Origin of the sequence: Methylocystis sp. H4A (assembly GCF_015709545.1) — a bacterium.
GTDB lineage: Bacteria > Pseudomonadota > Alphaproteobacteria > Rhizobiales > Beijerinckiaceae > Methylocystis > Methylocystis silviterrae.
Window position 1 is genome coordinate 163,608 of sequence record NZ_JADNQY010000025.1, and the last position, 22,644, is coordinate 186,251.

General features: G+C 63.4%; 22 protein-coding genes. 15 read left to right on the plus strand and 7 right to left on the minus strand.

Annotation, left to right across the window (positions count from 1 at the left end):
* Positions 1-5 precede the first annotated feature (5 nt).
* From IYW40_RS12305 to IYW40_RS12345, 9 genes are all read left to right on the plus strand, one after another.
* On the plus strand, positions 6-794 hold the full coding sequence (locus IYW40_RS12305) for an enoyl-CoA hydratase-related protein (RefSeq protein WP_196400677.1): 789 nt from the start codon (positions 6-8) through the stop codon (positions 792-794).
* A 1-nt stretch (position 795) separates the two neighbouring features.
* Positions 796-2,802 carry a biotin carboxylase N-terminal domain-containing protein gene (locus tag IYW40_RS12310; RefSeq protein ID WP_196400678.1) on the plus strand — a complete coding sequence of 669 codons (2,007 nt, stop codon included), beginning with the start codon at positions 796-798 and terminating at the stop codon, positions 2,800-2,802.
* The gene (locus IYW40_RS12315; protein WP_196400679.1) at positions 2,799-3,728 is read left to right on the plus strand and encodes a hydroxymethylglutaryl-CoA lyase; all 930 of its coding nucleotides are present in this window, start codon (positions 2,799-2,801) and stop codon (positions 3,726-3,728) included. The genes IYW40_RS12310 and IYW40_RS12315 overlap by 4 nt, the downstream gene beginning before the upstream one ends.
* A gap of 57 nt (positions 3,729-3,785) precedes the next feature.
* Positions 3,786-4,937 carry an acyl-CoA dehydrogenase family protein gene (locus tag IYW40_RS12320; protein WP_196400680.1) on the plus strand — a complete coding sequence of 384 codons (1,152 nt, stop codon included), beginning with the start codon at positions 3,786-3,788 and terminating at the stop codon, positions 4,935-4,937.
* 4 nt (positions 4,938-4,941) lie between these two features.
* Entirely contained in the window at positions 4,942-6,015 is a 1,074-nt protein-coding gene (locus IYW40_RS12325; protein ID WP_196400681.1) for a 3-hydroxyisobutyryl-CoA hydrolase, read from the plus strand.
* 25 nt (positions 6,016-6,040) lie between these two features.
* The gene (locus tag IYW40_RS12330; protein WP_196400682.1) at positions 6,041-7,231 is read left to right on the plus strand and encodes an acetyl-CoA C-acyltransferase; all 1,191 of its coding nucleotides are present in this window, start codon (positions 6,041-6,043) and stop codon (positions 7,229-7,231) included.
* Positions 7,232-7,551: 320 nt separating this feature from the next.
* The gene (gene pdhA, locus IYW40_RS12335; RefSeq protein WP_196400683.1) at positions 7,552-8,661 is read left to right on the plus strand and encodes a pyruvate dehydrogenase (acetyl-transferring) E1 component subunit alpha; all 1,110 of its coding nucleotides are present in this window, start codon (positions 7,552-7,554) and stop codon (positions 8,659-8,661) included.
* On the plus strand, positions 8,654-9,634 hold the full coding sequence (locus IYW40_RS12340; RefSeq protein WP_196400684.1) for an alpha-ketoacid dehydrogenase subunit beta: 981 nt from the start codon (positions 8,654-8,656) through the stop codon (positions 9,632-9,634). Before pdhA ends, IYW40_RS12340 begins: the two co-directional genes overlap by 8 nt.
* On the plus strand, positions 9,631-10,731 hold the full coding sequence (locus tag IYW40_RS12345) for a dihydrolipoamide acetyltransferase family protein (RefSeq protein WP_196400685.1): 1,101 nt from the start codon (positions 9,631-9,633) through the stop codon (positions 10,729-10,731). Before IYW40_RS12340 ends, IYW40_RS12345 begins: the two co-directional genes overlap by 4 nt.
* A 4-nt stretch (positions 10,732-10,735) precedes the next feature.
* Here IYW40_RS12345 and maiA read toward each other — a convergent pair whose 3' ends face one another.
* Positions 10,736-11,368: a maleylacetoacetate isomerase gene (gene maiA, locus IYW40_RS12350; protein WP_196400686.1), complete on the minus strand. Its 633-nt coding sequence runs from the start codon at positions 11,366-11,368 to the stop codon at positions 10,736-10,738.
* Between the two features lie 71 nt (positions 11,369-11,439).
* On the opposite strand from maiA, the gene hppD reads away from it, so the two are divergent.
* From hppD to IYW40_RS12365, 3 genes are read left to right on the plus strand one after another with little or no spacing between them, the layout of a single operon-like run.
* Positions 11,440-12,537 carry a 4-hydroxyphenylpyruvate dioxygenase gene (hppD, locus tag IYW40_RS12355; RefSeq protein WP_196400687.1) on the plus strand — a complete coding sequence of 366 codons (1,098 nt, stop codon included), beginning with the start codon at positions 11,440-11,442 and terminating at the stop codon, positions 12,535-12,537.
* Positions 12,538-12,540: 3 nt separating this feature from the next.
* Positions 12,541-13,842 carry a homogentisate 1,2-dioxygenase gene (gene hmgA / locus IYW40_RS12360; RefSeq protein ID WP_196400688.1) on the plus strand — a complete coding sequence of 434 codons (1,302 nt, stop codon included), beginning with the start codon at positions 12,541-12,543 and terminating at the stop codon, positions 13,840-13,842.
* Positions 13,839-14,858, plus strand: a complete 1,020-nt coding sequence (locus tag IYW40_RS12365) for a fumarylacetoacetate hydrolase family protein (protein WP_196400689.1) — start codon at positions 13,839-13,841, stop codon at positions 14,856-14,858. The genes hmgA and IYW40_RS12365 overlap by 4 nt, the downstream gene beginning before the upstream one ends.
* Here the strand turns inward: IYW40_RS12365 and phhA are convergent.
* A complete protein-coding gene (gene phhA, locus IYW40_RS12370) occupies positions 14,855-15,733 on the minus strand; it encodes a phenylalanine 4-monooxygenase (RefSeq protein ID WP_196400690.1) in 879 nt (292 codons plus the stop codon). The genes IYW40_RS12365 and phhA overlap by 4 nt on opposite strands.
* Positions 15,734-15,832: 99 nt before the next feature.
* Here phhA and IYW40_RS12375 point away from each other — a divergent pair, with 99 nt between their 5' ends.
* The 3 genes from IYW40_RS12375 to IYW40_RS12385 all read left to right on the plus strand — a co-directional run bounded on the left by IYW40_RS12375 (position 15,833) and on the right by IYW40_RS12385 (position 19,325).
* A complete protein-coding gene (locus tag IYW40_RS12375) occupies positions 15,833-17,329 on the plus strand; it encodes a CoA-acylating methylmalonate-semialdehyde dehydrogenase (RefSeq protein ID WP_196400691.1) in 1,497 nt (498 codons plus the stop codon).
* 2 nt (positions 17,330-17,331) lie between these two features.
* Entirely contained in the window at positions 17,332-18,207 is an 876-nt protein-coding gene (gene mmsB, locus IYW40_RS12380; protein ID WP_196400692.1) for a 3-hydroxyisobutyrate dehydrogenase, read from the plus strand.
* A 110-nt stretch (positions 18,208-18,317) separates the two neighbouring features.
* A complete protein-coding gene (locus IYW40_RS12385) occupies positions 18,318-19,325 on the plus strand; it encodes a DUF4331 family protein (RefSeq protein ID WP_196400693.1) in 1,008 nt (335 codons plus the stop codon).
* A gap of 67 nt (positions 19,326-19,392) precedes the next feature.
* On the opposite strand, the gene IYW40_RS12390 is transcribed toward IYW40_RS12385, so the two are convergent.
* The 5 genes from IYW40_RS12390 to IYW40_RS12410 form a co-directional block, all read right to left on the minus strand.
* Positions 19,393-19,935, minus strand: a complete 543-nt coding sequence (locus IYW40_RS12390) for a DUF992 domain-containing protein (RefSeq protein ID WP_196400694.1) — start codon at positions 19,933-19,935, stop codon at positions 19,393-19,395.
* 204 nt (positions 19,936-20,139) lie between these two features.
* On the minus strand, positions 20,140-20,277 hold the full coding sequence (locus tag IYW40_RS12395) for a hypothetical protein (RefSeq protein WP_196400695.1): 138 nt from the start codon (positions 20,275-20,277) through the stop codon (positions 20,140-20,142).
* Between the two features lie 199 nt (positions 20,278-20,476).
* Positions 20,477-20,632 carry a DUF3309 family protein gene (locus IYW40_RS12400; RefSeq protein WP_196400696.1) on the minus strand — a complete coding sequence of 52 codons (156 nt, stop codon included), beginning with the start codon at positions 20,630-20,632 and terminating at the stop codon, positions 20,477-20,479.
* Between the two features lie 244 nt (positions 20,633-20,876).
* Positions 20,877-21,371, minus strand: coding sequence for a cupin domain-containing protein (locus tag IYW40_RS12405; RefSeq protein WP_196400697.1), 495 nt, complete (start codon positions 21,369-21,371; stop codon positions 20,877-20,879).
* A gap of 160 nt (positions 21,372-21,531) precedes the next feature.
* Positions 21,532-22,602, minus strand: a complete 1,071-nt coding sequence (locus IYW40_RS12410; protein WP_196400698.1) for a sodium:proton exchanger — start codon at positions 22,600-22,602, stop codon at positions 21,532-21,534.
* Between the last annotated feature and the right edge of the window lie 42 nt (positions 22,603-22,644).

Genomic DNA, 22,644 nt, shown 5'->3' on the forward strand with positions numbered 1-22,644 from the left:
GTTCTATGACGACGTTGCTGCAATCGGTTGACGCGAACGGCGTCGCGACTTTGACGCTGAACCGTCCAGACAAGCGCAATGCGCTCGACTATGAGCTTATTGGCTCTCTGAAGGAAGCGCTTGTAGGATTGGATGCGCGAGCCGACGTCCGCATCATTACGCTAGAGGGCGCGGGAGACTATTTTTGCGCCGGGGGCGACATCGGCTCGATGATCCGCGTCACGCAGCGTTCATCGAGCGCCAATGAACAGGACGCTTTGGCGCTCGCCCGAATGCTGCAAGCTCTGGACACCGTGTCAAAGCCGACGATCGCCTTGGCCAAGGGCGTCGTCGTTGGCGGAGGCGTCGGCCTGCTTGCGTGTTGCGATATCGTCATTGCCGCCGACGACGCGTCATTTTCGCTCAATGAGGTGCGGCTGGGCTTGCTTCCGGCGATCGTCGCGCCCTTTCTCATCCGGGCCATAGGCCTGCGGCAGCTGCGCCGATATGCTTTGACCGCGGAACGATTTTCCGCCGTCGAGGCGCAGAAGTTGGGTCTCGTCCACCGTGTGACGCCAAGGCTGGAGGTCAATTTGGCGCATGCGGCGATCGTCGCGGACGTGTTGCGCGGCGCGCCTGGCGCGCAGGCGGATGTGAAGAGCTTCTTTGCGGAATGCCACGGCCACGGTGTGGACGCTGAACTCTTGCGCGAGGCCGCGCATCGACTCGCCGCAAGGCGATCGAGCGCGGAGGCGCAGGAAGGTCTGTCCGCCTTTCTTGAAAAACGAGCGCCGCTCTGGATCGCGGCCGATTGAGATGATGCGCAAGCTCCTCATCGCGAACCGCGGCGAGATCGCTTGCCGAATCATGCGAACCGCGAAAAGATTGGGCGTCACGTCGGTCGCCGTCTATTCCGACGTCGACGCTCAGGCGCTGCATGTCGAACTGGCGGATGAAGCCTATCTTCTCGGACCCGCGCCGGCGCGCGACAGCTATTTGTCGATCGGGAAGATCATCGAAATTGCGCATCGTTCCGGGTCGGACGCCATACATCCGGGCTACGGATTCCTGGCCGAGAATGCGGACTTTGCTGAAGCCTGTGCGGCGAACGGACTGATCTTCGTCGGGCCGCCGCCCCACGCGATGCGGCTTCTTGGCTCCAAGAGCGAGGCAAAGGCCGCGATGATGCGGGCGGGGGTGCCTGTGGCGCCGGGGTCATCCGGGGGCGAAGACGCTGAACTGCTCGAAGCGGCGCGCGCCATCGGCCTTCCATTGCTCGTGAAGGCGTCCGCCGGCGGCGGCGGCAGGGGTATGCGCATCGTGCGCGCGCCCGAGGAATTGCCATCGGCGATCGAAAGCGCCCGGCGTGAAGCGGGTGCCGCGTTCGGGGATGACACGCTGTTCATCGAGAAATATTTCTCCGGCTATAAGCACGTCGAAATCCAGATTTTCGCGGACTCTCACGGCAATGTCGTTTCTTTCCTTGAGCGCGACTGTTCGATGCAGCGCCGCCACCAAAAGATCATTGAAGAGACGCCTGCTCCCGGTTTGACGCCCTCGTTACGCGCGCAGATGAGCGACGCGGCGATCCGCGCCGCCCGAGCCGCTGGCTACATCGGCGCAGGCACGGTCGAATTTCTCGTCGGAGAAGACCACTTCTATTTTCTCGAGATGAACACGCGGCTTCAGGTCGAACATCCCATCACCGAGATGGTCTCGAAACAGGACCTCGTCGAATGGCAGCTGCGCGTCGCCTGTGGCGCGCCGCTTCCCTTGACGCAGAACGATCTGAGGATGAGCGGCTGCGCAATTGAAGCGCGGATCTGCGCGGAAGATCCTGCTCGCGGGTTTATGCCGTCGGTCGGCGAGATCGTCCATTTTCGCGGGCCGCGGGAAGCGCCTTTTTTGCGCATCGACTCAGGCGTTCGCGCCGGCGATCGCGTCACGCCTTACTATGATTCGCTCCTGGCGAAACTCATCGTCTACGGCGAAAGCCGCGAGCAGGCGTTGCGCTGCTTGCAGGCGGGGCTGGAAGAGATCGAGATCGTTGGCGTCGCCACAAACCTCGATCTGCTGCGGGCGATCTCCAAGAGCGACCGGATGGCGGCCGGCGATTACGACACGGAATACGTCGGGAACAATATCGCTATGCTGACGTGCGCCGCGGCTCCGAGCATGGATTCGGACCGCGTCCTTCTTGCGGCGGCGAGCGCGGTCTTCCTGGCCAACGCGCGGCGCGCGGCGCTTGAAGCGAGTCGAGCGGTCGGCGACGATTGGTCGCCCTGGGCTGGAACGGACGCATGGCGGCTCTATGAGCGCGCCAATCAGGAGCTCAGGGTTACGCAGGCGGGCCGGACGCTTGCTGCACAAATCATGCGCCCGCAGGACAGCGGCTTCCTGCTGAGCTTTGGCGACGCGGTCTCGGCGGTGGAAGTTCAAAGCGTCGGCGGTCGCGTTTCGCTGCTGGTGGACGGGGTTAAGCACGAGGTCTCAACAGTCGCCCTGGACGACGGCGTCGTCGTGATTCTTGGCGGCAGGAACTATGTCATCAACTGGGTGGAAGCGGCGAGGTCGTCGCAAGGCGAGGGACCATCGAACGAGCGTGTGCTCGCGCCGATGCCGGCGACGGTCACGCGAGTCGCGGTGAAGTCGGGCGACGCCGTCAGCAAGGGCGAGACCCTCTTGGTTCTGGAGGCGATGAAAATGGAGATCGCTCTTGCTGCGCCGCATGACGGCGTGGTCGAGAGCGTCGCCTGCGAAGTGGGCGACATGGCGATCGAGGGCGCCGAACTCGTCACGATCCTGCGAAAGGACGTGGCATGAGCCTTCCTGCGCGCGTCAGCATCGTTGAAGTCGGCCCTCGCGACGGCCTGCAGAACGAGAAGGTGACGCTGTCGCCGCAGATCCGGGCCGAACTCATCAGCCGTCTTGCGGCCGCGGGTCTATCGCGCATCGAAGCTGGAAGTTTCGTCTCCCCTACGGCCGTGCCGCAGATGGCGCATACGGATGAGACTCTTGCGCTTGCGCCAAGGCAAAATCTGCGGCTGAGCGTGCTGGTTCCAAACCTGCGCGGACTCGCGGCGGCGCTTGCGGCCGGGGCGGACGAGATCGCCGTGTTCGCTGCGGCGTCGGAGGCGTTTTCAAAGCGCAATATCAATTGCTCGATCGAGGAAAGTCTCACGCGATATGCCAAAGTCGTCGCGGAAGCCCGGCGATACGAGGTCCTGGCCCGCGGCTATATTTCATGCGTCTTGGGCTGTCCGTACGAAGGAGAGGTCGATAGCGGCCGAGTGGCGTCGATCGCCGGCGCGCTCCTCGATATGGGATGCTGCGAGGTCTCGCTCGGCGATACGATCGGCGTCGGCGCGCCGCTGCCAGCTCGCCGACTGGTCGAGCGCGTGGCGCGCGTCGCGCCGCTCGATAAGATCGCGGTGCATTTTCACGACACCTACGGACAGGCGCTCGCCAATATTTTCGCTTGCCTCGAAGTCGGCGTCAGCGTTGTCGATAGTTCGGTCGCCGGCCTTGGCGGATGTCCTTTCGCGCCCGGCGCCGCCGGAAATGTCGCGACCGAGGACGTCGTTTATATGCTTCAGCGAATGGACGTCGAAACCGGCGTGTCGCTTGATCGCCTTCTGGAGGCGGGGGCCTTCGCCTGCCGCGAATTGAAGCGCGCGCCGGCGAGCCGCGTGGCGCAAGCCTATGCCGCCAGATGCGGCAATCCGACCGAAGCCGCTTCGCGACGCTGACTTGTCAAAAAGCTTCGCCGCGACAGATTAACGTCAACAATTGCGGTGAATGGCCGAATGTCGTCCTATTTCGAATTGAGCGCCGAGCAGCAAGCCATTCGTGAATTGGCGCGAGACTTCGGACGCGATCGCCTCGCGCCCTTTGCTCTCGATTGGGATCGCGAGCATGTCTTTCCGACAGACACGCTGCGTGAGGCGGCGGCGCTCGGCATGGCGGCGATTTTTGTGCGAGAGGCGTCCGGCGGCGCCGGGCTGACGCGCTTTGACGGCGTGCTGATCTTCGAGGCGCTCGCGATGGGTTGTCCGACGATCGCCGCCTATCTCTCGATTCACAATATGTGCGCGGGCCTGATCGACGCTTTCGGAACCGAGCGCCAGATCGACGCATGGCTGCCAAGGCTCGCGACAATGGAGGTTCTCTCGAGCTACTGCCTGACCGAATCGGGCAGCGGTTCCGACGCTGCGGCGCTACGCACGCATGCAAAGCGTAGCGGCGATCATTATGTCTTGAATGGCGCGAAACAGTTTATCTCGGGCGCCGGCGCGGGCGGCGCCGACCATCTCTACGTGGTCATGGCGCGCACCGGCGATCCGGGGCCCCAGGGCATATCGGCCTTCGTCGTCGAGGGTGGCGCCCAGGGTTTGAGTTTCGGCGCGCTCGAGCGAAAAATGGGATGGAACGCCCAGCCGACGCGGGCAGTCATCTTCGATGACTGCCGCGTGCCGGCCGAAAATCTCATCGGACGCGAGGGCGACGGATTCAAGATCGCCATGGCCGCGCTCGATGGCGGGCGGCTCAACATCGCCGCCTGTTCGCTTGGCGGGGCGCAATCGGCCTTCGACCATAGTCTGCGCTACATGGCGAGCCGCAAGGCGTTCGGACGCGCGCTCGATGAATTCCAGGCGCTGCAGTTCCGGCTCGCGGATATGGCCACGCAGCTTGAAGTCTCGCGCACATTCCTTTGGCGCGCGACGGCGGCGCTTGACGCTAAGGCACCCGGCGCCACGACGCTATGCGCGATGGCCAAGCGCGTCGTGACCGACGCCGGCTTCACGGTCGCCAATGAGGCGCTGCAATTGCATGGCGGCTACGGATACTTAAGCGAATATGGAGTCGAAAAGATCGTTCGCGATCTGCGCGTTCATCAGATTCTCGAAGGAACGAATGAAATCATGCGCGTCATCATCGCGCGCTCATTACTGAAGTGAGCTGATGGATCTCATCGCTTCGCGAGAGGGCCGTCTCGGACGCATCCTCCTCAACAGACCACAGGCGCTCAACACGCTGACGCTGCCGATGGTGCGCGAGTTCCGGCGCGCGCTTGACGACTTCGGGAGCGACGCGAGCATTTGCGCCGTGCTCGTCACCGGCGCCGGCGATCGCGGTCTGTGCGCCGGCGGCGACGTGAGGATTCTCTACGAACTGGAGCCCTCGCAAAAGCGGCTTTTCGCCGACTTTTGGCGCGAGGAATATGCGCTGAACGCCCGCATCGCCTCCTTCCCCAAGCCTTATGTCGCGATCATGGATGGCGTCGTGATGGGCGGCGGCGTGGGAATATCTGCGCATGGCAATCGGCGAGTGGTCACGGAGCGAAGCCGCGTCGCGATGCCGGAGGTCGGCATCGGATTCTTTCCTGATGTGGGCGCGACCTGGCTTCTTTCGAGAGCGCGCGAAATCGGCGCCTATCTGGCGCTTTCGGCGACGTCGGTGGCGGCGGCGGACGCGATAGAGGCCGGTCTTGCGGATGTTCTAATTCACGCGGAGGACATTGAGCCGCTGATCGGCAGACTGGCGACGATAGGAGCCGCCGAAGACGTCGATGTTGCGTTGCGGCGCCTCGCCCGCCACCCCGGGAGCGGCCGACTCTCGCTGCACAGGCCGTTGCTCGCTGCAGCGACGGCGCATGAGAACATCGCAGACGTGGTCGCCGCCTTCGAGCGCGAAGGGTCTGAATTCTCCTTGCGCGCGGCGGAGGACATCAGCGCGAAATCGCCGACGGCGCTGAAAGTGACGCGCGCATTGCTGCTGCGCGCCGCGGGAGCGCCGGACGTCGAGACGTGTCTGACGAATGAATTCAAGGCGTCGTGCCGCATGCTGGCGACCCACGATCTTTATGAAGGCATCCGCGCCGCGATCATCGACAAGGACCGGCGCCCGAGATGGTCGCCGGATAAGCTTGACGCTGTGAGCGACGCAACCGTCGAAGACATTCTCGCCGGGGACGACACGCCCCTCCCGGCGTTCAAAAGGCGGGATTCAACCCCATATTCTGCCTGGATGGGTTAGCTCGCCAGCCGATGAGGAGATTGTCATGAGCGCTGCCGCACCGGTCGCCATCGTCGGCGCCGCGCGCACCCCGATCGGCGCGTTTCTGGGAGAATTGAAGGACGTTTCCGCGCCGCAGCTCGGCGCGCACGCCATCGAGGCGGCCGTGACCCGCGCCGGACTTGCGCCGAACGACATAGATGAAGTGGTCATGGGCTGCGTCCTTTCCGCGGGCATTGGCCAGGCCCCGGCGCGGCAGGCGGCGCTCGGCGCCGGGTTGCCGGAGACGACGGGCGCCGTCACCATCAACAAGATGTGCGGCTCTGGAATGAAGGCGGTGATGCTCGCGAGCGATCAGCTCGCCGTTGGAGGCGCGCGGGTCGCGGTCGCCGGCGGTATGGAGAGCATGAGCAACGCGCCTTATCTGCTCGATCGCGCGCGCACCGGTTATCGAATGGGACACCGCAAGGTCCTCGATCACATGTTTCTGGACGGTCTCGAGGACGCCTACGAAAATGGTCGGCTGATGGGCTCCTTCGCGGAGGATTGCGCGACGGAGTATCAATTTACCCGCGAGATGCAGGACCAATATGCGTCGACGTCGCTGGCGCGCGCGCAACACGCCACGAGCGACGACTCTTTCGCGCAGGAGATCGCGCCAATAACGCTCGGCAAAGGCGCCAACGCGCGCGCCATCGCCAGCGACGAGCTGCCCGGCAAGGCCAAGGCGCAGGATATCGCCCGCCTGAAACCCGCCTTCAGGGAGGACGGCACGATCACCGCCGCCAACGCCAGCGCGATATCGGACGGCGCGGCGGCGCTCGCACTGATGCGCATCGACGAGGCCGAGCGCGCCGGCGCGACGCCGCTCGCCATCATTCGCGATTACGTCACCGTCGCGGGCGCGCCGAGCCGCTTTTCCGTCATGCCGATCGAAGCGATCCGCAAACTCCTGGACCGAGTCGGCTGGGCGGCGCGCGACGTCGACCTCTTTGAGATCAATGAGGCGTTCGCCGTCGTGGCCATGGCGGCGATGCGCGAACTGGACTTGCCGCATGAGAAGGTCAATGTCCGTGGCGGCGCCTGCGCGCTTGGCCATCCGATCGGCGCGTCGGGCGCACGAATCATCGTCACGCTTCTCGCCGCTCTGGAGGCTAAAGGCCTAAAAAGGGGTGTGGCGGCGCTCTGCATCGGCGGCGGAGAAGCGACCGCGATGGCGATCGAGCGGCTGGGCTAGCGCCAGCGCCTCAATTGCATGATCCTGCGCAGCCGGTCGGTCGAAAGGTCCATCGTGGCGTCGACAGGAAAAACGCTTAGGGGGCGAAAGGCGCTGCTTCGCCGCCCCGCCATTTTTTCTATGCGCACGTCGCCCACGTTGGCAGTCGAGCATGTCGACATTTTCCGCGCGCAGCGCATCGGGGCGCGCAGCCGGAATCAGTCAAGCCCGCAGCCGAGCCCCTTTTCCTGCGCTGCGGCGCCGGGAAATCGCCAAAAAAAATGTCGCGGAGCCGTGACCTCGCGCATCGCCGCGCTACTTCGCTCATCAGGAGCGGGGCGATGGGAAACATTGAGATGGGCTTCGATCTCCATATGGATCTTGTTCAGCTGTTGTCGCCGAGCGGCGAGATCAGCAAGGCGGCCAGCAATTCGGCGAAGGACATCGAGCGACTAGTCGGATTCTATCGCGCGATGACGCGAACCAGAATCTTCGACAACAAGGCGATCAGTCTTCAACGCACCGGTCAGCTGGGCACGTTCGCGTCAGCGCTCGGCCAGGAAGCGATCGGCGTCGGGGCGGCCGCGGCGATGGAAGAACGCGACGTGCTCGTGCCGTCCTATCGAGATCATGCGGCGCAATTCTATCGCGGCATGGCGATGTCCGAATGTCTGCTCTATTGGGGCGGCGACGAGCGCGGCAGCGATTTCAAGAATGCGCGTGGCGATTTTCCAAACTGCGTCCCTGTCGCCACGCAGGCCCCGCAGGCGGTCGGCGCGGCTTACGCGTTGATGGCGCGGAAGGAGGATCGCGTCGTCGTCACGTTCATCGGCGACGGCGGCACCTCCAATGGCGCCTTTTACGAAGCGTTGAACATGGCGGGAGTTTGGAAAACGCCTGTCGTGTTCATCATCAATAATAATGGCTGGGCGATATCGACGCCGCGGGAACTCGAGAGCGCGGCGGAGACTCTCGCGCAAAAGGGTGTCGCCGCCGGCGTTGAGGGGCGCCAGGTCGACGGCAATGATGTCATCGCGGTTCATGAAGTGGTGCGCCGCGCGATCGACAAGGCGCGATCCGGCGGCGGACCGACGCTGATCGAAGCGCTCACCTATCGGCTCGGCGATCACACCACCGCCGACGACGCATCGCGCTATCGCGATCCCGAAATCGTGCGCGCGCAGTGGACGCGCGAACCGATCGCTCGGCTGCGCGCCTATCTCGTGAGCGAAGGCGCCTGGTCGAAAGAGCAAGAGGCGGAGCTTCACAAGGCGTGTGCCGAAGAGGTCGATCGCGAGGTTGCAGCCTATTTGAACGCCTCGCCGCTGAGCTGCGACGCGATGTTCGAACATCTCTACGCAAAGCTCCCGGATACCCTGCAGTGGCAGCGCGAAGAAGCGCGCCGATTTGCCCAGCGCAGCGCAAATGGCAACGGAAACGGTCATGTCTGAAATCACTCTTGTCGAAGCGGTCAATCTCGCGCTCGCGCGCGCAATGAGCGAAGACAAGGACGTCCTCCTGCTTGGCGAGGACATCGGCGTCAATGGCGGCGTGTTCCGCGCCACGAACGGCTTGCAGGCGCGCTTCGGCCGCGAGCGGGTCATCGACACGCCCTTGGCGGAAGGGGGCATCGCCGGCGTTGCGGTCGGCATGGCGGCGATGGGGCTGAAGCCCGTCGCCGAAATCCAGTTTTCCGGTTTCATCTATCCGGCGATCGACCAGATCATCAATCACGCGTCTCGCATGCGCAATCGCACGCGCGGGCGGCTGACCTGTCCCATGGTGCTGCGCTCGCCTTGCGGCGCCGGCATTCACGCGCCCGAGCATCATTCCGAAAGTCCGGAGGCGATGTTCGCCCACATGCCAGGGCTTCGCGTCGTCGCGCCCTCTTCGCCGGCCCGAGCCTACGGGCTGCTTCTGGCGTCTGTGCGCGATCCCGATCCGGTGATCTTTCTCGAGCCCACGCGCCTCTATCGTCTCTTCCGTCAGGAGGTCGAGGACGACGGCGTGGAGCTGCCGCTCGACGCCTGCTTCATCCTGCGCGAAGGCGCCGACGCGACGGTTGTCACCTGGGGCGCGATGGTGCCCGAAACGCTCGCCGCCGCCGAAAAGCTCGAAGAAGAGGGCGTGATGATCGAAGTGATCGACGTCGCCACTCTGAAGCCTCTCGATGTGGAAACGATCCTGCGCTCCGTCGAAAAGACCGGACGCTGCGTCATCGTTCACGAGGCGCCGCGCACGGCGGGCTTTGGCGCCGAGGTCGCCGCCGAAATCGCTGAGCGCGCGCTTTACTCGCTGTTGGCGCCCATTAAGCGGGTCACCGGCTATGACGTGATCGTGCCGCTCGCGAAGTTGGAAAAGCAATATATTCCAAGCGTGGATCGTATTGTCGACGGCGTTCGGCAAGTGATGGAGGCGTCATGAACATCTTTCGTCTTCCCGATCTCGGAGAGGGATTGCAGGAGGCCGAACTCGTCGAATGGCGCGTCGCCGCCGGCGAGGACGTTAAAGTCGATCAGCCGCTCGTGGCGGTTGAAACCGCCAAGGCGGTGGTCGAAATCCCGTCGCCTCGCGCCGGCCGGGTTGAGCGCTTGTTCGCCTCCGCCGGAGACGTGATTCGCATCGGAGCGCCATTGATAGGTTTCGAGGGCGCCGGAGAGGACGCGGGCTCGGTGGTGGGCGCGGTTCAGCAAAGCGCCGCTGTGGTCCGCGACCAGCCGATCTCAGTCGGCCACGTCGGCGGAGCGGTGCGGGCGACGCCTGCCGTAAGAGCGCTTGCGCGCAAGCTGAACGTCGATCTCGCCATGGTGACGCCCTCCGGCGCGGACGGGTTGATTACGACGCAGGACATCGAGCGCGTCGCGCGCATTCTCAGCGAGACGGAAGCCGCCGAGCCGCTGCGGGGCGTGCGCCGCGCCATGGCCCACAATATGGCGCAGGCGCAGGCGGAAGTGGCCGCTGCCACGATCGTTGATGACGCGGACATCCACGCGTGGGCGTCAGGAGCCGATACGACCATCCGCCTGATCCGCGCTCTTGCCCGGGCCTGCAAGGCGGAGCCTGCGCTCAACGCCTGGTTCGAGCCTCACGCCTTCGCGCGTCGCGTGATGAAGAAGATAGACCTTGGCGTCGCCGTGGATCTGTCAGAAGAGGGCTTGTTCGTGCCTGTCTTGCGGGACGTCGGCAATCGTGATGCGCAGGACTTGCGCAAGGGCCTCGACCGCATGCGCCAAGACGCGGCGGCGCGCCGCATCCCGCCCGAGGAGCTGCGCGGCGCGACCATCACGCTTTCGAATTTCGGCATGATCGCCGGGCGCTACGCCGCCCCGATCGTGTTGCCGCCCACGGTCGCGATTCTTGGGGCCGGGCGGATCCGCGACGAGGTGGTCGTTGTCGATGGCGCGCCCGCGGTCCATCGGATATTGCCGCTAAGCCTGACCTTCGATCACCGCGTCGTCACCGGCGGCGAAGCAGGCCGCTTCCTGGGGGCTGTGATCGCCGATCTGACGCTCGCGTCCTAAAGTCTCATTCGGCGTCCGGCTGCGCCTCTGGACGCGCTTGCATGAACGCAGGGTGCGCGGCGCAAGCCGCCTCGACGGCAAGGATGCGCGGGCAGGCGTCGAGGGAGACGTCAAAGCGTCGCGCGTTATAGACCTGCGGAATGAGGCATATGTCGGCAAGCGACGGCTCGGCGCCAAAGGCGAAAGGGGCAGGCGGCGCGATAAGCGCCTCGACCGCGGTGAGGCCGTCCAAAATCCAGCGCCTGCGCCATACGGCGATCTGATCGTCCTTCGCCCCGAACTGCCGCTGCAGCGCCTCGATCACCCGCAAATTGGCGAGCGGATGAATCTCGCAGGCGATCGTCAACGCCGTCGCCCGCGCCTGCGCCGCCAGGACGGCGTCTCTCGGCAAAAGCGGCGGCTCAGGCTTCAGCGCGTCAAGATAATCGATGATCGCCAGCGACTGGGTAATGAGTCGACCGTCATCAAGTTGGAGCGTCGGCACGATGCCCAGCGGGCTTTTGGCGCGATAGCCGGGATCACGCTGTTCGCCGTGCAAGAGATGGACGCGGCGGCGTTCCACGACGAGCCCTTTGAGCGCGATGGCGATCCGCACGCGATAGGCGGCCGACGAGCGATAATAGTCGTAAAGGATCATGGGCCTTTAACCGGATCGGGAACGCAATATTTAAATAGCAGGTCAGCCAAAGCTGTATATAGGGCCTGCTCATGGACTCGACGCTTGGCGGCGCTGGAACGCCCGCCGAAAACCCGATGGGAACAGACGGATTCGAATTTGTCGAATTCGCTCACCCCGATCCCGCGCAACTCGCCTCGCTGTTCGAGAAGATGGGCTTTGTCGCCGTCGCGCGCCATCGCTCCAAGGACGTGACGCTGTATCGGCAGGGGGAAGTGAATTATGTGCTCAACGCGGAGCCTCACAGCTTCGCCGCCGAATTCCAGAAAGCGCACGGGCCGTCGGTTTGCTGCATCGGCTTCCGCGTCGTCGACGCCGCAAAAGCGGTGCGCCGCGCTATTTCTCTGGGCGCCAAGCCTGTCGCCTTCGGGGTTGGCCCGATGGAGCTGAACATTCCCGCCATTGAAGGCGTCGGAGGTTCGCTCATCTATCTTGTCGACCGATATGGCGATCAGGGTTCGATCTGGGACATCGACTTCCGGTGGATCGGCGAGCGCGATCCGAATCCCCCAGGCGTGGGGCTGACCAATATCGACCATCTGACTCACAATGTTCGGCGCGGCCGCATGGACGCGCTCGCGGCATGGTATGAGCGCATCTTCAATTTCCGTGAAATTCGCTACTTCGACATCGAAGGCAAGATGACGGGCTTGCGCTCTCGCGCCATGACGAGCCCTTGCGGCAAGATTCGCATCCCGATCAACGAAAGCGCCGACGAAAAAAGCCAGATTGAGGAATTCTTGGACGCGTACAGGGGTGAAGGGATTCAGCACATTGCCTGCGCGTGCCGGGATATCTATGAGACCGTTGTCGCGATGCGCAACAACGGGCTCGATTTCATGCCGGCACCGCCGGACGCCTATTACGAAGCCCTTGAGCATAGGCTGCCGGGGCACGGAGAGCCGACGCAGCGGCTCAAGGAGCTCGGCATTCTGATCGACGGACTCACGACGGGCGCTCGACGTCTGTTGCTGCAGATTTTCTCCAAAACCGTGATCGGCCCGATCTTCTTCGAATTCATTCAGCGCAAGGGCGATGAAGGTTTCGGCGAAGGAAATTTCCGGGCGCTATTTGAATCCATCGAAGAGGATCAGATCCGCCGCGGCGTTTTGAACCGGGCGGCAGGTTAGGCAATGTCCCCCACGCGCTATTTGCACGGCTTCGGCAATGAGTTCGAGAGCGAAGCTCTGCCCGGCGCGTTGCCGATGGGGCAGAACTCGCCGCAGCGGTGCCCTTATGGGCTTTACGCCGAACAATTGTCCGGCTCTGCATTCACCGCGCCCAACCATCTTAACAAACGCTCCTGGCTCTACAGGATACGACCTTCAGTCCTTCACGTCCGCAACCCCCAGGATATCGAGCCGAGCCACTGGAAAACCGCGCCCTGCCGCGATGTTGACGCGCCGCTCGGGCAGCTGCGCTGGGGCGCAAGCGAGATCCCTGACAATGCGGGCTCTTTCATTGATGGAATGCGCACCATCGTAACGGGCGGCGACAGCGGCCTGAGAGTCGGCATGGCGGCGCATCTCTATCTCGCCGGGCAGTCGATGCACGACGATTATTTCTACAACGCCGACGGCGAGTTGTTGATTGTCCCGCAGTTTGGCGACCTACGCATCTTAACGGAGTTCGGCCTCATCGAGTGCTCTCCCGGTGAGATATGCGTCATTCCGTGCGGCGTGAAATTTCGAGTTGAGCTCTCGGCCGGCCCGTCTCGCGGCTATGTCTGTGAGAATTACGGCGCGCCGTTCACATTGCCCTATCGCGGCGTCATCGGCGCGAACGGACTCGCCAATCCGCGCGAATTCTTTTCGCCGACCGCCGCGTTCGAAGACACGGAAAAGCCCTGCCGCCTCCGTGTCAAATGGGGCGGCCGCTTCTATCGCTGTGACCTCGATCATTCGCCGCTCGACGTCGTCGCCTGGCATGGGAATTACGCGCCCTATAAATATGATTTGCGAAAATTCTGTCCGGTCGGCGCCTTGCTGTTCGATCATCCCGATCCATCAATATTTACGGTCCTGACCTCTCCTTCAGACGAAAGCGGCGTGGGCAATGTCGACTTCGCGATTTTTCCGCCGCGTTGGCAAGTCGCGGAACATACGTTCCGGCCTCCCTGGTATCATTTGAACATTATGAGCGAATTCATGGGCCTGATTTACGGACGCTACGACGCAAAGCCATCCGGCTTCGAGCCTGGCGGCATGTCGCTGCACAACGCGATGCTGCCGCATGGCCCGGACACGGAGGCCTTCGAACAGGCCTCTGAGGCGGATCTTGGCCCGGCGAAGATCGACGACGCTCTCGCCTTCATGTTCGAGTCTCGACTGCCGCTCTATCCGACCTCTTTCGCCATGTCGCTTGAAACCCTGCAGCAAGATTACGCGGAATGCTGGGCGGGCCTGCGCCGTTATTTCACCGGCAATGGACCGTGAAGCTCGCATCCCTGAAGAGCCGGCGGGACGGCGCCCTCATCCTCGTCTCGCGCGATCTCACGCGGGCTGTCGCGGCGGGCTTCGTCGCGCCCACCATGCAATCGGCGATCGAAGATTGGGACGCCGTGGCGCCGGAGCTGCGGGCGCTGGCGGCGCGGCTCGAATGCGGACTTCGCGAGAGCTTTCCCTTTCGCGAGCAGGATTGCGCCTCGCCGCTGCCGCGCGCCTATCAGTGGGCGGACGGCTCGGCATATGTCAATCACGTCGCGCTTGTTCGCAAGTCCCGTGGCGCGGAAATGCCGGAGAGTTTTTGGAGCGACCCCCTGATGTATCAGGGAGGCTCCGACGTCTTCCTTGGCCCGCGTGACGCCATTCCATTGCTCGACGAAAAGCACGATCTCGATCTCGAAGCCGAAGTCGCCATTGTCACGGATGATGTGCCGATGGGCGTGACGCCGGAGGACGCGCGCGATCACATCAAGCTCGTCATGCTGGTCAATGACGTGACCTTGCGCGGGCTGGTCCCTCCGGAGCTTTCAAAAGGCTTTGGCTTTTTCCAGTCAAAGCCAGCGTCAGCCTTTTCTCCGGTCGCCGTAACGCCTGACGAGCTTGGCGACGCCTGGGACGGCGGACGGCTGTCGCTGCCGCTTCTGTCCTTCGTCAATGGCGCGCCGCTCGGCCGGCCGGACGCCGGAAAGGATATGACCTTCGACTTTCCGCGTCTCATCGCGCATGCGGCGCGCACGCGCGCGCTTAGCGCCGGAACGATCATCGGTTCCGGCACCATTTCCAACCGGGACGCCGACGGCGGTCCTGGCAGACCGATCGCGCAAGGCGGAGACGGCTACTCCTGCATCGCCGAGCAGCGCGTGGTCGAGAAGCTCATTGAGGGCGCGCCGCACACGCGATTTCTAACGGCTGGCGATGTGGTGCGCATCGAGATGCGCGCCGCCGATGGGCGCTCGATTTTCGGCGCCATAGAGCAACAGGTCGTCAACTCAGGGCCTAGGCCTTAAGCGCTGCGCTTGGCGCGGAAGTAATGGAAATCGCCGCGCGAGATGATGCGGTCTCCTGGCGCGAGTTCATGCGCCGCAAAGTCAGAAGCGTTGCGCAGGCGATCATAGATCGGCGCAAAATCCTGATAGCCGTCGGCGAGAAGCTTCTCGAAGCTTTCGATGACGAAATATGTCTGCTGAAAATCGCTGATGATGTAATTCGTCCGCATGACGCGTTCGAGGTCGAAGGCGACGCGGTTTGGCGACGAGTTTTCCAGCGAAAAGATCGTCTCGGAAGGCGAGGACATGATCCCAGCCCCAAAAATGCGCAGCCCTTTCGGCGTCTCGATCAGTCCGAACTCGATCGTGTACCAGTAGAGCCGCGCGAGATTGTGGAGCTGCCCGCGCGCGAGCGCGCGTCGGCCGCCCTTGCCATAAGATTCGAGAAAGCGCGCATACGTCGGATTGGCGAGGAGCGGCACATGGCCGAAGACGTCATGGAAGACGTCGGGCTCCTGCAGATATTCAAGCTCCGACTCCGGGCGAATGAAGGCGCCGGCCGGAAATCGCCGATTGGCGAGATGATCGAAGAAGGCGTCATCAGGAATCAGCCCGGCCACCGGAACGACGCTCCAGCCGGTCATCGCCCCCAATCGGCGGCTCAGATCGGCGAAATCCGGAATGCCGGAGCGCGACAGTTCGAGCTGTTGCTTCGCCTCCAGGAATTCGTCGCAGGCCCGTCCGGGCAAGAGCTTCGCCTGGCGGGCGAACAGCCTGTTCCAGCGATCGTGCTCCTCGTCGCTGTAGGAGGCCCAGTTCTGATCAATCGTCCAGTCCGCCTGTCGCGGCGCCTGCGCGTATCGATTCTTGCTTTCGCTCGTGAGCTGCAGTCCCATCGCGGGTGTCCGTCGTGGAAGGCGTCTCTCTCCAACATATAGGCGCGCGATCCCGTCTTGCGAGATGACATCGGCCGGACGCGCCTTAGATGAGCGAACATGGAAGAGCTTTCGCATTTTATCGGCGGACGCCGGGTTAAGGGAAAGTCCGGCCGTTTCAGTGAGGCCTATGAGCCGATGACGGGCGCGGCGATCTCGCGCGTGCCGCTCGCCAGCCGCGACGAGGTGCGTGAGGCGATCGCCGACGCCGCCGCGGCGCAGCGAGAATGGGCGGCTGTCAATCCGCAGCGCAGAGCCCGCGTGCTGATGAAATTCGTCGATATCGTCGGGCGCGAGAAGGAGAGGCTTGCTACGATTCTCGCGCGCGAGCACGGCAAGACGCTCGCCGATGCGCAAGGCGAGATCCAGCGCGGGGTCGAGGTCGCCGAATTTTGCATCGGCGTTCCGCATCTCATGAAGGGCGAATTTACCGATTCTGCGGCGGCCGGTCTCGACGTCTATTCGATGCGCCAGCCGCTCGGCGTCGTCGCCGGCATTACGCCTTTCAATTTTCCGGTGATGATTCCGATGTGGAAATTCGCCCCGGCGATCGCCTGCGGCAACTCCTTCATTCTGAAGCCTTCCGAACGCGATCCTGGCGCGCCTTTGTTTCTTGCCGAACTGATGCTCGAAGCCGGCCTGCCGCCGGGTGTGCTCAATGTCGTCAACGGCGACAAGGAAGCGGTCGACGCGCTGCTCGAAGACCCTGAAGTCAAGGCCATTGGCTTCGTCGGTTCGACGCCGGTCGCCGAATATGTCTATGCGCATGGCGCCGCCCACGGAAAACGCATGCAGTGTTTCGGCGGCGCAAAAAACCACATGGTGATTATGCCTGACGCCGACCTGGATCAGGCGGTCGACGCCCTGGTCGGCGCCGCCTATGGGTCGGGCGGCGAGCGGTGCATGGCGATCTCGGTCGCCGTGCCGGTCGGGGAAGAAACCGCCGACGCGCTGGTCGCGCGGCTTGAACCGCGGGTCGAAAATCTGCGCGTCGGCCCTTCGACCGATCCTTCAGCCGATTTCGGCCCGCTGATCACCCGCGCGCATCTGGAGCGGGTCAAGGATTACGTCGCGCTTGGCGTCGGGGAGGGCGCCAAACTCCGGGTCGACGGACGCGGCTTCAAAATGCAAGGCTATGAGAACGGCTTCTACATGGGCGGATGTCTGTTCGACGAGGTGCGCCCGGAGATGCGGATCTACAAGGAGGAAATCTTCGGCCCGGTGCTCTGCGTCGTGCGCGCGCGCGGCTTCGACGAGGCGCTATCGCTGGCCAATGATCACGAATATGGCAATGGCGTCGCGATCTATACCCGCGACGGCGACGCCGCGCGCGAATTCGCCTCCCGCGTCGAAGTGGGCATGGTCGGAGTCAATGTGCCGATTCCGACGCCGCTGGCCTATTACACCTTCGGCGGTTGGAAGCGTTCGATGTTCGGCGATCTCAATCAGCATGGGCCGGACGCGATTCGCTTCTACACAAAGACGAAGACGGTCGCATCGCGCTGGCCGGGCGGCGTCAGGACGGGCGCGAGTTTCGTCATGCCGACCTTGTCGTAGCCATGATGCGCGCGGCTTTCATCGGTCTGGGCAACATGGGCCGTCCGATGGCGGCGGCGCTGGCGCGCGCCGGCGTCGAGACGCGAGGATTCGACCTTAACGCCTCGCTCGTCGAAGCCGCCGCCCAGGAGGGCGTCGCCGCCGCAGGTTCGTTGCGGGAGGCGATTGAGGGCGCTGACGTTGCGATCACCATGCTGCAGAGCGGCGATCAGACGCTTGCCGTCTGGCGCGAAATCGCGCCTCAGGCGCGTGGCAAACTCCTCATCGACTGCTCCACGATTGACGTCGAAAGCGCGCGCGCCGCGCATCGGCTGGCGCAGGAGAGCGGCGCGCTCTCGGTCGACGCGCCGGTGTCCGGCGGCGTCGCCGGCGCGAAAGCGGCGACGCTGACTCTCATGTGTGGCGGCGAGGCGGAGGCGTTCGCGGCGGCAAAGCCGATCCTCGAACATATGGGCGCGCATGTGCTTCATTGCGGCGGCGCCGGCATGGGGCAGGCGGCGAAAATTTGCAACAATCTCATGCTCGGCGTCACGATGATCGCGACGGCCGAGGCGTTCGTGCTCGCGGAAAGGCTCGGCCTCTCGCACAGGGCGCTGTTCGACGCGGCGTCGATCTCCTCGGGCCAATCGTGGTCGCTCACCACCTATTGCCCCGTGGCGGAGATGACGCCTGCTTCGCCCGCGAACAATGATTACAGGCCGGGCTTCATGAGCGCCCTGATGCTGAAAGATTTGCGACTCGCGCAGGAAGCCGCCGCCCAGGCTGGCGCGGCCTCGCCGCTAGGGGCCGCGGCGACGCAGCTCTATGCGCTGCATCAGGCCGCGGGCCAGGGCGGCGCCGATTTTTCGAGCATCATCAGACTCATTCGCGGCGAATAAGCAATTTCAAACAATCTTGATGTTGAAACAAACACGACATAGCTTGCGCCGGCAGGCGCTCAAAACAGATCAGCCGCACATTCTCTCCACCTTTTTAACGGAGGCGACACGTGTCGAATCATTTTACGGGCCTTAGTCTCGGTCCGCCGCTCGGCGATCAAAGGTTGGACCTATGCGATCTTTACGCCTTTCAGTCTCCAAGCGATCCATCTCGGACGGCGATCATCCTCAACGCCAATCCCTCTTGCGATGAGTTCCATCCTGAGGCGATCTACCGGCTCAATATCGACAATGACGGCGATTGCCTGACGGATATTGCAATCAGCTATGTGTTCTCGCCCAAGCAAAACGGCAAGCAGACCTTCGACGTTTTCCTGGCGCGCGGGGCAGAGTCGCATTCTCCCGAACCCGTAGGCGAGAAGATCGTCTCTGGCGCGGAAGTCTCCTTCGGGCCCAAGCCGAACATCGTGCGGGCAGGCGATTTCACCTTCTTCACAGGCGTTCGCAGCGACGCGTTCTTTTTCGACTACGACGGCATTCTGGCCTTGTACGACACGTCCGGCGGCAGAAATTTCACTGCGCCGCATCTTGGCGGCAAGTCTCCCTGGACTGGAAAGGATTCAAACACCGAGGCCAATGTGCTTTCGACGGTCGTCGAAATGCCGACGAGCGCTCTTGGGGGCAATCCGGGGGTCAGAATCTGGGGACGGTGCAGCGTGCGCGAGGACGGCAAGCTGATTCATGCCGATCGCGCCGGACATCCGTCGGTCAGCAGCTTCTTCAATACCGACGAAACTAAGGAAGAATATAACGCCAGCGAACCCGTCAACGACCGCGAGCGCTGGCTCGAGCTGTTCATCCATCTGATGGGCCATACGGGCGACTACACGAGGGAAGACGCGATTACGGCGATCGACGAGCACGGCATTCTACCCGATATGCTGAGCTTCGATCCAACCAAGCCCGCGGGCTATCCCAATGGCCGCACCTTCGCCGACGATGTCATCAATTTCCGGTTGTCCTTTCTCTCGAAGGGCGACATCCCGCCGGATGGGCTGGAACCGCATACCGACACTTTGAAAGAGTTCCCCTATCTCGGAACGCCGCACTCGAAGTAATCGGCGGCGTAGAAAAACGGGCGCGCTAGCGGCGCGCCCGTTTTTCTGTCCGTTGCGTCGTCGGAGATTACCGGTGTGCGCGGGTTTTCTTCGGCTTGGCGGCGGGCGCGGGGGGCGGCGGCGGCGGGGTCACCGGCATATATTGCAGGCTGACATTGCCGAGGCCTGCGGAAACATTGAGGCCGGTGCCAAGGGAAACGGACACGGGCTGCAGCGAGATTGTCTTGTTGGAGCCGCCGACAAGGACCGCGCCGCCGGCGCCGGCGCCGACTGCGACCGACCCTTCCGCGCCGACATAGTCTCCGGCCAGCGCGCCAGGCGCCACGCTGTTGGTGGCCGCGAGAACCGTCCAAATCATCTGCCCCGGACCGCTGATGCCGATATTGGCGCCGACGTTGGTCAGTCTGCCGATGTAATGCTGGGGCGGGCTGCCTTTAGCGTCCGTATACACGCAGTCGAGCGCCTGATTCTCCATGATGATCATGCCGACGCCGCCGGAGACATGGCAGAGAAGGGTGCCGACTTGCACCGACTGAGCCATGGCGGCGCTGGACGACAGCGCGATGAAAGACATCGCGCACATCGCGCGGCCGAGCGAGAAATGAGACATTATCGAACTCCAATCGATGGGTGCGGAACTTAGCCGCGCGGCGGGACTTTAATGGCGAAAAATACAAAAAGTAACCCCGCAGGGAATCCCTTGGGCAGTCACATGAATATTTGCGCACAGCGGATCGCGCCCAAGCCGAGCGGGCGTGGGTTCGCGCCGGAGCGATCCGACGCCGAAACGCCAGCGCCGAATTTCGTACGCGGATCAATGCGCGGGCGCGGAGTTCGACGCGCCGAGCTGGACGCGGCGCAAGAACCAGGCGAGCGGGATGATCGTCGCTGCGACGAACGTCAGGGCGTAGAAAACGTCGATATAGGCAAGATGGGACGCCTGCGTTTGCATCTGCCGGCCAATCTAGATGATAGCCTGCCGCCGCGCCTCCGACGCCGTCCCGCCGAGCGATAGAAAATGTTCAGTGGCGCGCCGCAACGCCTCTCGAAGCGCTGATCTGCGCGCGCTGCGCAGCGATTTGCGCCTCGAGAGTCTTCGCGGTCGCTTGCGCCGCGGCAAGCCATCGCTACGCCGCGCCGGCTCCGAATTGCTACAGCCTGCCGATAAGCGCCATCACGACGATGATGGCGAGCAGGGCGCCGACAATGCCGCCGGGGCCATATCCCCATTGAGAGCTATAAGGCCATGTCGGCAGGGCGCCGATCAACAACAACAGCAGAACGACGATGAGGACGGTCGAGAGCATGGCTGAACTCCGCTTGTCCGCGCGCGCCACTTGCGCGACAGTTTCAAAGCGCAACTCTGACGCTCGAATAATGTTCCTCGCGAGCTCTGGACGCGGAAGAGGGCGTAACGGCCCGGCTTGCTTTCAGTTGCGCTGGGCCTAGGTTTTCACCGAGAGGCGGCCGCCACCAGCGGTAGCCCTACACGGAACGGCTCGCGACCTCGGATGTAAAGGCGCGAGCCGTTTTCTTTGAAGCGTTTTCCGCTTAGTGCACAGGCGCTCCCGCAGGCGCAATATTCAGCCGTGGGTCGTCTTTCGGATCGTAATAGTCGATCTGCCAAGGACCGGTGGCGTTGATCTGGAGCACTGAGTCCTCGTCGACGAAAACATAATGCAGCACGCCGGCTGGCATTGAAATGAAGCTTCCTGCCGGTAGCTTTTCGACCGTGGCGCGGTCGGCCGCCTGCCCTCGCCCGAAACTGAATGCGCCGGAGATGATCGTGACGAGTTCGGCCTTGGAATGCGTGTGTGGCGGCACCCGATAGCCTTTCGGCGCTTTGATCCTGACGACGAAGTCGCCTTCTCGGCTTGGATCTCCGTACAGCACCGCCATTTCGGCGCCGCCCGGCAGCGAACTCGGCGCCGCCTCCCATTTCATGTTCTGCGGAAGAAATACGCGATGCGCTTCGACTGCGCCGCCCTGGGCCACTCCGCCGCAGGCGAGGACGCCAGCGACGACGATCGCTATTCTTGTTTTCATGAGTCTCTCCCACCGCCGCGATCTGTTTTCCCGCACGACGCCAAGCCAACTGCTCCGCGGCGCCTTCAGGGCGAGAGATATAGGGCGAGAGCGACTGCGCTCATCCCTTCACGGCCGGAAAAAGCGTAGAATTGAGAAGACGTCACGTTGTCGGGAGGGGCTAACCCCACCAGAAGATCGCCGCGATAATGACGTAAAGACCAACAAGCGCGGCCCCGTCGACCATGTCCGCGCGGCCGTCGACGGTGACCACCGTGACCACCAAAACTGAAAGAAACAGGGCCGCCGCAAGAATGGGCGGAATGGCGAGCGTGAACGTCGCCGCGCCGCCCATTGCAAAACTGACGAGCACCAGAATCGGAATAAGCGCGACGGCGACCTGAAGCGCCGAGTTCAGAATGACGCTGACCGCGAGATCGGCCTTGCCCTGAGCCGCGAGCCGAATTCCAACGACGTTTTCGACGGCGTTGCCGGCGATGGCGACGATCACGAGGCCCGAGAAGGCTTCGCTGACGCCCAGCGTTTCGATCGCCGGACCGAGCGCGTCGACGAACCAGTCCGAGACGAAGGCGGCGCCGCCGCCGCAAGCCGCGAGAACGCCGATCCCGGCGCCGAGCGACCATGCATGCACGCGCGCATGCGTCTCGGCCGGCAGCGCGCGCTGCCCCTGACTGAGCATCGCATGGGTAAGCACAACAAAAACTAAAAGAAGCACGACCGCACAGACGACGGCGAGTTCCTGCTCATGCGCGCCGCTCGGCAGATGCAGCTCCTGAGCGAGCGTCGGCAGCACCAGCGCCGACACCGCCAGCAGAAGCAGCGTCGCGATCATTCGCGGGGTCTGACTTTCGAAGTGAAGGACGCCGACCCTCCACCCGCCGCTGATAAAAGCGAGGCCCAGGACAAGAAGCGCGTTCGACAGAATAGAGCCGATCAGCGACGCCTGCACGACGGTCAGCAGCCCGGCCCGGAGCGCAAAGATGCAGACGAACAGCTCGGGGAGATTGCCGACCGCCGACTGAACAATGCCGGTCGCCGCTGGCGAGAGGTGATTGCCAAGCTGATCGGTGGCTTCGCCAATCACATGCGCGACGCTCGCCAGGGCCAAAGCCGAGGCGATGAAGTTTACGATGGGTCCGGCGTCGGTGAAATGCAGCGCCGCGGCGACTCCCACAAGTCCGGCCGCTGGAGCCATCGTCGCGAGGACTTTCCGGTTGGCGGCTGCGCTCATTTGCTTTTCCTTTATTCGGCGACGCGCGCCACAGTCGCTCGA

Excerpts from the sequence above, each read along its gene's own strand:
- IYW40_RS12305 (WP_196400677.1), top strand. The coding sequence starts at position 6 with ATGACGACGTTGCTGCAATCGGTTGACGCGAACGGCGTCGCGACTTTG.
- IYW40_RS12310 (WP_196400678.1), top strand. The coding sequence starts at position 796 with ATGATGCGCAAGCTCCTCATCGCGAACCGCGGCGAGATCGCTTGCCGA.
- IYW40_RS12315 (WP_196400679.1), top strand. The coding sequence starts at position 2,799 with ATGAGCCTTCCTGCGCGCGTCAGCATCGTTGAAGTCGGCCCTCGCGAC.
- IYW40_RS12320 (WP_196400680.1), top strand. The coding sequence starts at position 3,786 with ATGTCGTCCTATTTCGAATTGAGCGCCGAGCAGCAAGCCATTCGTGAA.
- IYW40_RS12325 (WP_196400681.1), top strand. The coding sequence starts at position 4,942 with ATGGATCTCATCGCTTCGCGAGAGGGCCGTCTCGGACGCATCCTCCTC.
- IYW40_RS12330 (WP_196400682.1), top strand. The coding sequence starts at position 6,041 with ATGAGCGCTGCCGCACCGGTCGCCATCGTCGGCGCCGCGCGCACCCCG.
- pdhA (WP_196400683.1), top strand. The coding sequence starts at position 7,552 with ATGGGAAACATTGAGATGGGCTTCGATCTCCATATGGATCTTGTTCAG.
- IYW40_RS12340 (WP_196400684.1), top strand. The coding sequence starts at position 8,654 with ATGTCTGAAATCACTCTTGTCGAAGCGGTCAATCTCGCGCTCGCGCGC.
- IYW40_RS12345 (WP_196400685.1), top strand. The coding sequence starts at position 9,631 with ATGAACATCTTTCGTCTTCCCGATCTCGGAGAGGGATTGCAGGAGGCC.
- maiA (WP_196400686.1), bottom strand. The coding sequence starts at position 11,368 with ATGATCCTTTACGACTATTATCGCTCGTCGGCCGCCTATCGCGTGCGG.
- hppD (WP_196400687.1), top strand. The coding sequence starts at position 11,440 with ATGGACTCGACGCTTGGCGGCGCTGGAACGCCCGCCGAAAACCCGATG.
- hmgA (WP_196400688.1), top strand. The coding sequence starts at position 12,541 with ATGTCCCCCACGCGCTATTTGCACGGCTTCGGCAATGAGTTCGAGAGC.
- phhA (WP_196400690.1), bottom strand. The coding sequence starts at position 15,733 with ATGGGACTGCAGCTCACGAGCGAAAGCAAGAATCGATACGCGCAGGCG.
- IYW40_RS12375 (WP_196400691.1), top strand. The coding sequence starts at position 15,833 with ATGGAAGAGCTTTCGCATTTTATCGGCGGACGCCGGGTTAAGGGAAAG.
- mmsB (WP_196400692.1), top strand. The coding sequence starts at position 17,332 with ATGATGCGCGCGGCTTTCATCGGTCTGGGCAACATGGGCCGTCCGATG.
- IYW40_RS12390 (WP_196400694.1), bottom strand. The coding sequence starts at position 19,935 with ATGTCTCATTTCTCGCTCGGCCGCGCGATGTGCGCGATGTCTTTCATC.
- IYW40_RS12395 (WP_196400695.1), bottom strand. The coding sequence starts at position 20,277 with ATGCAAACGCAGGCGTCCCATCTTGCCTATATCGACGTTTTCTACGCC.
- IYW40_RS12400 (WP_196400696.1), bottom strand. The coding sequence starts at position 20,632 with ATGCTCTCGACCGTCCTCATCGTCGTTCTGCTGTTGTTGTTGATCGGC.
- IYW40_RS12405 (WP_196400697.1), bottom strand. The coding sequence starts at position 21,371 with ATGAAAACAAGAATAGCGATCGTCGTCGCTGGCGTCCTCGCCTGCGGC.
- IYW40_RS12410 (WP_196400698.1), bottom strand. The coding sequence starts at position 22,602 with ATGAGCGCAGCCGCCAACCGGAAAGTCCTCGCGACGATGGCTCCAGCG.